Raw genomic sequence first — 7,926 nt, 5'->3', positions numbered from 1 at the left:
ACAGAATTACCCTACAAGCAGTGTCTCTAGTTACTCTAGATTACTATCAAACTCCCGCCGCTGCCATTACCTTAGCCGACACAATTGCTGAAATCGGAGGCATACTTGGGGGAGTAGCCTATAGCAACCAAGACCTGGATGCTCAACTCGATACTGTTTTCTCTTTAGCTAAGGAGAGAAACCTCAACCTAGATTTCCATGCTGATGAAAACGGTAATCCTGATTCCCATTGTTTACGACAGATTGCCCAAGCTGCGATTCGTCATCAGTTTACCGGAAAAATTATTTGTGGTCACTGTTGCAGTTTAGCAGTGCAACCCTTAGAGGAGGTTGCGGAAACTCTCAAGTTAGTCAAAGCAGCAGGAATTGCTATTGTTAGCTTACCGATGTGCAATCTTTATTTACAAGATCGACAGGCTAACGTTACACCATCTTGGCGGGGAGTCACCAGGCTCCATGAAATTAAACAACAGGGTATTCCGGTAACCTTAGCTAGTGATAATTGTCGAGACCCCTTTTATGGATTTGGGGACCATGATGTATTAGAAGTCTTTACCCAAGCCGTACGGATTGCCCATTTAGATATGCCCATCGGTGATTGGCCTTGTGCCGTAACCAAGACAGCGGCTGATTTAATGGGTTTACCCAATATGGGTAGGATTGGGGTGGGACTCCCGGCAGATTTGATTTTGTTTAAGGGACGCCATTTCAGTGAACTTTTGTCCCGTCCCCAACATGACCGAATTATCTTGCACCAGGGTCAGCCAATTGATACTACGTTGCCGGATTATGCTGATTTGGATGAGTTAGAGAATTAAGAATTAAGAATTAAGAATTTAGAATTAAGAATTTAGAATTTAGAATGCAGAATTAAGAATTAAGAATTGATAATTAAGAATTAAGAATTGGGAATTAATAATTAAGAATTTAGAATTGGGAATCGGGAATCGGGAATCGGGAATCGGGAATCGGAACCCACCCCTAACCCCTCCCAGGAGGGGTTAGGGAATCGGGAATCGGGAATCGGGAAAAAATCATCTGTACCTGATGACTATGATAAATACTATATATCAGTTCTCAACAATTCCTGAGCCCATATCCGATTTTTATCTGAAAAAGCTGGTACTGGCTCTTGGTCATAATCGAGTTGGTAATCATAACCCCCTCGTTCATAAACACTATTAATTATAGCTTGTAAATCTACTATCGGTTCAGAATCTTCTGGACGTAACGGTAGGGAAAAAGTTGGTAGTTGCTCTGGAAGATTACAGGTATATAACTCGGCTCGTGGGCGACGCTCTTCTCGACTAACCAAAACCCGATAATCGCTCTCGATAGTGTTATATAATAGTGGCATTGGTTTCCAGGCTCTGAGCAAATCGATCTCTACTAAATTGGTCAAGCTTCCTAACACCCGTTGGCGTTTTTTCAGGTAAGTTTCTCTCCCTTCACCAGAGCGCTTATTAACTGGAGATAAAACTTCGATAGCGGTTACCACAGCACCAGTATTCATATCTCTTACTTCCAAATACCCTTGTTTGATTTGTTCAGGCATAGGAACAATTACTGTTACTGGTTTTGTGGTTGGTGGCGCAACAGCAACCTTAGAGCTGGGAGAATCTTCAGTATTTGGTTGACGTTTAACAGTAACATCAGGAATTCCAACTAATAAAACGTCATCTTGGTTAGTTTGATTAACCTGATAAATGCGCTTTTCAATAGCTACTTTATACTTCGGACGTACCTGAGGAATTAAATACTCAGCAATTAGACTAATTAACCAGTGATGTACTTCTGGCCATAAATCAGGATGCTCTAAATACGGATCCATGCCGGGAAAGATTGACGGCATCCGGTAACCTCCGATCAGCTCTGTCTTCTAGGATAGCAGGATAGCAGGTTAGCAAGTTAGCAGGTTACCAGGTTGTTCGCTTTTGAAGCTAGTAAGATCCAAGTTTTTGGGTTTTAGGGAGCAGGGACTAAGGCCGTAGGCCACGCTTTGGGCCAAGCCCACGCTGCGCAAACGCCAACAGAGCTTCGGAGCACTGAATTCAGAAGATGGAAGAGGTAAAAAATATGTGTACCTCATGTTGAGGTGGCTCTTTGCCAATAAAAGTCATGGGCTACTGAAAACCTAGTTTTTTTCAATACCCCCTCAGGGACTGCTTACGTATCAGGTAAGGTATAATGGTAAATAATTACCGCACTACAAAAGTAAAAATGATTGGGACATGTATGGAGTTTAACCTCTTTATACTGACCGGTCTGAGGTGAATAAAAAAATAATCTCCATTCCTATTCGGTGATGAAAGCGATGAAAACTAAATCTCAAAAAATCAAATTATACTCAGTAAACGATCTGAAATCACTGTCCCAGTTAGCCTGTATATCATCTGAAACCCGCTTAGCAATGCAAGCTGTTGCTAAAGTGCTACCTTTTCGAGCAAATAACTACATTGTTGAAGAACTTATTGATTGGAAAAATATACCAGATGATCCAATTTTTCGCTTAACGTTTCCCCAGCCAGACATGTTATCGTCAAGGGATTTGAATACCATGGTTCAACTCCTAAAAGACAATGCTCCAGAAAAACTCCTGCGACAAACTGCCAATGAAATTCGTCTTCGACTTAATCCCCATCCCGCAGGACAAAAGCAATACAACGTCCCGTCGTTTGAAGGTGAACCTTTACAGGGAGTGCAACACAAATATCAACAAACAGTTTTGATTTTTCCCACAGCAGGTCAACACTGCCATGCCTACTGTACATTCTGTTTCCGTTGGCCACAATTTGTCGGACTAGATGATCTTAAATTTGCGACTCGCGAATCGGGTCATTTTCAAGATTATCTACGAGAACACAAAGAAGTCACTGATGTATTGCTTACTGGTGGTGATCCGATGACCATGAAAGCACGACAGCTGGCTTTATATATCGAACCTTTATTAGAAGGGGAATTTGACCACATTCAAACTATTCGCATTGGAACCAAATCACTTTCTTATTGGCCCCATCGATATGTTACCGATGAAGATGCTGATGATTTGTTGCGCTTATTTGAAAAAGTAGTGCAACGGAGTAAGCATCTAGCTATCATGGCTCACTACGAACACTGGCGAGAACTAGATACACAAATCGCTCAAAAAGCAATCCAACGCATTCGAACAACGGGAGGGGAAATTCGGACCCAAGCTCCTGTTGTTCGCCACATCAATGATAGAGCCCATACCTGGGGTAAAATGTGGCAAATGCAGGTACGCTTAGGCTGTATTCCCTACTATATGTTTGTCGAACGACAAACAGGAGCTAAAGACTATTTTGAAATTCCTTTAGTTAAGGTGTGGGAAATTTATCGTCAAGCAATACAACAAGTGTCCGGACTAGGGCGAACTGCTCGTGGTCCGGTAATGTCTGCCTTACCAGGAAAAGTCAAAATTGAAGGTATTAGCGAAATTCAAGGGGAGAAAGTGTTTGTTTTGTCTTTTTTACAAGCTCGTAACCCTGAGTGGTGCAATCGACCTTTCTTTGCCAGTTTTGATGCTGAGGCAACCTGGTTAGGAGATTTGAAGCCTGCTTTTGGTGAATCGAAATTTTTCTATGAAAGCGAGCTAGAAGAAATTTTGACCCGGAAGATGGTGTAAGGTGATTAACAGAACTTAGCTAGGCGCTTTAAGCGATCGCACCCACAACCTAACCAAAAGTGATCATTTATTCCATTCCATTCAGCTAAAGATTTTCAAAATGATTAAGCAATAAGACGTTGTTATTATTCTCAAAGACGGGGAAAGTTTACAGTATAATCCCAAAGATTATCTGAATTTCCATCAGGAACTTTCCTCAAAAGACCGAGAAATTAGGATCCTGTACCAAAATGAACCCGTTTTTGATGTTGTCGTTCCGAAAGGGGTGTTTAATCCCTACGGTGGAATTGCTGCTCAAGCGTTTATGAGTGGTGTTTTGAGTGGTATTCTTGATGTCCAAGGAAAGCGGGTGCTAGATCTTGGATGCGGTGCGGGATTAATTGGCTTTTGCTGTATTTTGAAACAAAGTCAAAAGGTCTTATTTTCTGATCTTCATCCCAACATCGGGGAAATTAACAATCATCCATTGATGCGAAGTCAAGATCAGGTTAAGGTGCAGGATTTATGTGCAGGAGAAGCCGAGGAAACTTACGATACTGTCTTTATGTGTTTTCCCAGTCGTTCAATCGAGCGCCCTATCGATCCTGAATCTTACGAAATGGGAATTTTAAGGAATGACGATCTGGTATTCAGAGCTATTAGTGACGTTGGCAAAGTATTAGCACCATCAGGAGAATTTGTTTTCTTCTATCGCGTTTTCAATGACCAGTTTCCTTTGTATCTGGAAGTGACGTCTCACTTAGCTAAATACTTCGATTTGAGCACCCTTAAATTACTGTGGTATTTAGGAGAAGCTTCAGGACACGGTTTATTGTTGTCTGTTAAAAAATCTGCATAGTAAATATGGCGTAGGGTGGGACAATCTGTCCGATTGTAACGGGCAAGATGCCCGTTCCACCCACCGGGTCTTAAAAGCCTTGTTGTTACTATTCCCTATAATCCATTTCCAATTAAAATAAATGGTGCCCAATAAAAGGGATGCTCCAAACCATACTCTACTTTGGTAATTAAAGCAATTTGAGCTTGCCGGAGGGCTTCCGCTTTAGTAACGTTCCCCTGTTTCAAGACCTGATAAAATTTATTCATCAAGGCTTGGGTGCCCTGGTCATTAACTGACCACAGGGATGCGATCGCAGCATCGGCACCAGCATTTTGCATCAGATAACCAAAACCGAGGATTTCTTTGCCATCCCCCAATTCTCCCCCTAAGCCGGTTTGACAGGCACTGAGCACCACTAAATCTACATTAGATAAATCCCATTTTTCTTCTACCTGGCTGAGAGTAACGTGACTGCCATCACCAAACAGAATAAAGGAATCTTGTTTAGTTTTGTCGAACAGAGCGTGGGTGGCTAGATGCACTACGGAATAGTCATTCATCTGATAAATGGTATCCCCGTGAAACTCTTTATCGATCAATGTCTTAGTGTTGGGAAAGGTTTCTGCCAGACGCTCTACTTCTGGTTGGGTAAAGGTTAAAGCAGCCAAGTTATGCCGTTTATCCCCTACCGGAATAGTATGCTCTTTGGTGACCGCAGCGGCAAACACTTGTAACTGTGGTGTCGGTTGATTGTCTAGGGATGTTAGGCTCAGAGCAGTAATCTGATTAACTGTCAACCGCTCAATTAGCCATTGCTCGCCATCATAAAGTGCCCCTAGGGGAATATAGCGCAATTTGCCATCAGGAGCATAAATAATAGTTTTGGCATTAGCCTTGGCTAAGTCCCCTTCAATGGGTTTAATTAGCCACTGGTATAGTTGCTCGGCGGGAGGTCTGGCATTACGAGCCGGATTTGCCAGGAGTCTGCGGAAGTTTTTAATCGCTATTTCCAGGTCTTTCCGTTTTACCTTAACCGTGCGGCGAATCGGGGGAGCATAAGGAGTGACTAGGACTAATTCCAAACGCTCATCTAATACTAGGGGATAGAGAATAACCGCATCCTGTTCCAATTGCTGCAGTTGCTCTTGCAATCGTTTAGCGTACTTCTTTAAGTCTAAGTTTTCTGCTTCTGTAGTTTCCCTCAACTTTGCCAAGCGAGCTTCTACCTCTGGACTCTTCAGGAAATTTTGAAAGTCTTTGGTTAGCTTAGCTTGATTTTTCCTAAGTTGAATGATTCGCTGTTGCTGGGTTTGGGTGCGCTTATCGTTAGGAATAGTTTCCAATTCACTGAGTTCTTGACCCAGGGCAATGGCTTGGTCGATAATCGGTTGGGTACCTTTAATGATTTCCTGTTCTTCAGTCAGTTCTGTAATGCCATCAACGGTGTTATCATCCCCTCGCACATTACTGAGGTAATCCTGCAACTCCTGGACTTTCAGTAAATCGAGCACCCGTAGGGCTTCTAAGTTGCGATTTTGTTGGGTCAATAAATCAGCCAAGCGGCGATAGTCTTCAGCAACAGTATTGGTAAAGGATTGTTGTTGTTCAATGGGCAGAACCTTTAACTCTTTGCGGATCCCTTCTCGGACATTAACCGATTGTTTGAAGAAGGTAATCGCTAATTCCGATTGGTTTTGGGTATCATACAACTTACCGATACCAGCTAGAATTTTCCCTTCCCTTAAGCGAGTACCAAGAGTTCTCGACAGGGCTAAAGCTTCTTGATAGGAGGCTAAAGCCTGGGGATAGTTTCCTAGATTAGTGTAAACTATTCCGATATTGTACAAGGTATAGCTAATCCCAGCTTTGAAACCAATTGTTTGATTAATCTCTAAGGCTTGTTGATGATAGTCATTAGCTTTAGTATACTCTCCCAGTTCTTCATAAACTCTTCCGAGCAGATTCAGGGCTATAGCTTCATCCAAGCGATTACCAATCTGTTGAGAAATAGCCAAGGATTGCTGATAGAATTGGAGAGACTTGGGATATTGTTTTTGTTTTTGGTAAACTTCTCCGATGTTAGTTAGGGTTTCCGCCATCCCTTCTTTAGCCCCAATTTTCTTAAAAATTGGATTAGCTTGGTTGAAGTAGTCCAAGGCTTGGGGATAATCTCCCAAATCCAGATAATCTAGCCCCATAGCGTTATAGGTGGTGCCAATACCGGCCTGGTCACCAATCTCTTGACGAATGGCTAGGGCTTTTTGCTGATACTCTAGGGCTTTGGGATACTTTCCCCAGTGACTGTAAACTATTCCGATGTTGCTGAGGGTAGCAGCTTCCCCTGAACGGTAGCCAATGTCTTGAAAAATAGCTAGAGATTGCTGGAAGTATTCTAAACCTCGGTCATACTCCCCTTGGTCAGTATAAATTGTTCCGATATTGTGGAGAGTCTCACCAACTCCCCTCTTGTCACCAATGTCTTGCCTAATTTTTAGAGATTGCTGACGATAGTTTAAGGCTTTGGCATAGTCTCCCCAGCTACTGTAAACTACTCCGATGTTGCCCAGGGTACTGGCTTCCCCTGAACCCTGTCCAATGTCTTGAACAATAGTTAGAGATTGCTGGAAGTATTCTTTGGCTTGAGCATACTCACCCCGATCATGGTAAACGGAGCCAATATTATTGAGGGTACTAGCTTCCTGGGAGCGTACGCCTATTTCTTGAGAAATAGCTAGAGATTGCTGGTGGTATTCTAAAGCTCGGTCATACTCACCCTGACTATCGTAAACTGAGCCAATATTACTGAGGGTAGTAGCTTCCCCTGAGCGTACGCCTAGGTCTTGGTGAATAGCTAAAGCTTGCTGGTAGTATTCATTGGCTCGGTTATAGTCACCCTGAGCATAGTAAATAAACCCAATATTATTGAGGGTAGCAGCTTCCTGGGAGCGTACGCCTATTTCTTGAGAAATAACTAGAGATTGCTGGAAGTATTCTTTGGCTTGAGTATACTCACCCTGACTCTGGTAAACTCCCCCAATATTATTGAGCGTAACAGCTTCCGCTGAACGTACGCCAATTTCTTGTTGAATCACTAAAGCTTGCTGGAAGTATTCTTTTGCTCGGTCATACTCACCCTGACTGCTGTAAAGTTCTCCAATATTATTAAGGGTATTGGCTTCATTAAAGCGATCGCGAATTTCTTGAGAAATAGCTAGAGATTGCTGGTAGTATTCTTTGGCTTGAACATACTCACCCCGAGCATAGTAAATAAACCCAATATTATTGAGGGTAGTACTTTCCCTTGAGCGCTGGCCAATTTCTTGAGAAATAGCTAGAGATTGCTGGTAGTATTCTAAGGCTTGGTCATACTCACCCTGACTGCTGTAAACTGACCCAATATTATTAAGGGTATTGGCTTCCTGGGAGCGCTCACCAATTTCTTTAAAAATAGCTAAAGCTTGCA

General features: G+C 42.6%; 6 protein-coding genes. 3 read left to right on the top strand and 3 right to left on the bottom strand.

Annotated features, from left to right (window positions below; translation table 11 throughout):
- Positions 1–818: cytosine deaminase (locus tag F6J94_RS26010; protein WP_293045468.1), on the top strand; the 818-nt coding region annotated here is incomplete at its 5' end.
- A gap of 245 nt (positions 819–1,063) precedes the next feature.
- On the opposite strand, the gene F6J94_RS26005 is transcribed toward F6J94_RS26010, so the two are convergent.
- Together F6J94_RS26005 and F6J94_RS26000 are read right to left on the bottom strand one after the other, a co-directional pair.
- Positions 1,064–1,852, bottom strand: a complete 789-nt coding sequence (locus F6J94_RS26005; RefSeq protein ID WP_293045465.1) for a DUF4058 family protein — start codon at positions 1,850–1,852, stop codon at positions 1,064–1,066.
- A 48-nt stretch (positions 1,853–1,900) separates the two neighbouring features.
- Positions 1,901–2,089 (bottom strand): hypothetical protein, encoded by a 189-nt coding sequence (locus F6J94_RS26000; protein WP_293045462.1) that lies wholly within the window; start codon positions 2,087–2,089, stop codon positions 1,901–1,903.
- A 321-nt stretch (positions 2,090–2,410) separates the two neighbouring features.
- Here F6J94_RS26000 and F6J94_RS25995 point away from each other — a divergent pair, with 321 nt between their 5' ends.
- Entirely contained in the window at positions 2,411–3,643 is a 1,233-nt protein-coding gene (locus tag F6J94_RS25995; RefSeq protein ID WP_293045459.1) for a lysine 2,3-aminomutase, read from the top strand.
- A 265-nt stretch (positions 3,644–3,908) separates the two neighbouring features.
- Positions 3,909–4,481, top strand: a complete 573-nt coding sequence (locus tag F6J94_RS25990; RefSeq protein ID WP_293045456.1) for a methyltransferase — start codon at positions 3,909–3,911, stop codon at positions 4,479–4,481.
- Positions 4,482–4,576: 95 nt separating this feature from the next.
- Here the strand turns inward: F6J94_RS25990 and F6J94_RS25985 are convergent.
- Positions 4,577–7,926 (bottom strand): tetratricopeptide repeat protein (locus F6J94_RS25985; protein ID WP_293045453.1); only part of this gene is annotated, 3,350 nt, incomplete at its 5' end.

The organism is Moorena sp. SIO1F2, from assembly GCF_010672755.1.
Lineage (GTDB): Bacteria > Cyanobacteriota > Cyanobacteriia > Cyanobacteriales > Coleofasciculaceae > Moorena.
Note: the sequence above shows the minus strand (reverse complement) of the source record. Positions and strands in the feature narration are given on the sequence as shown.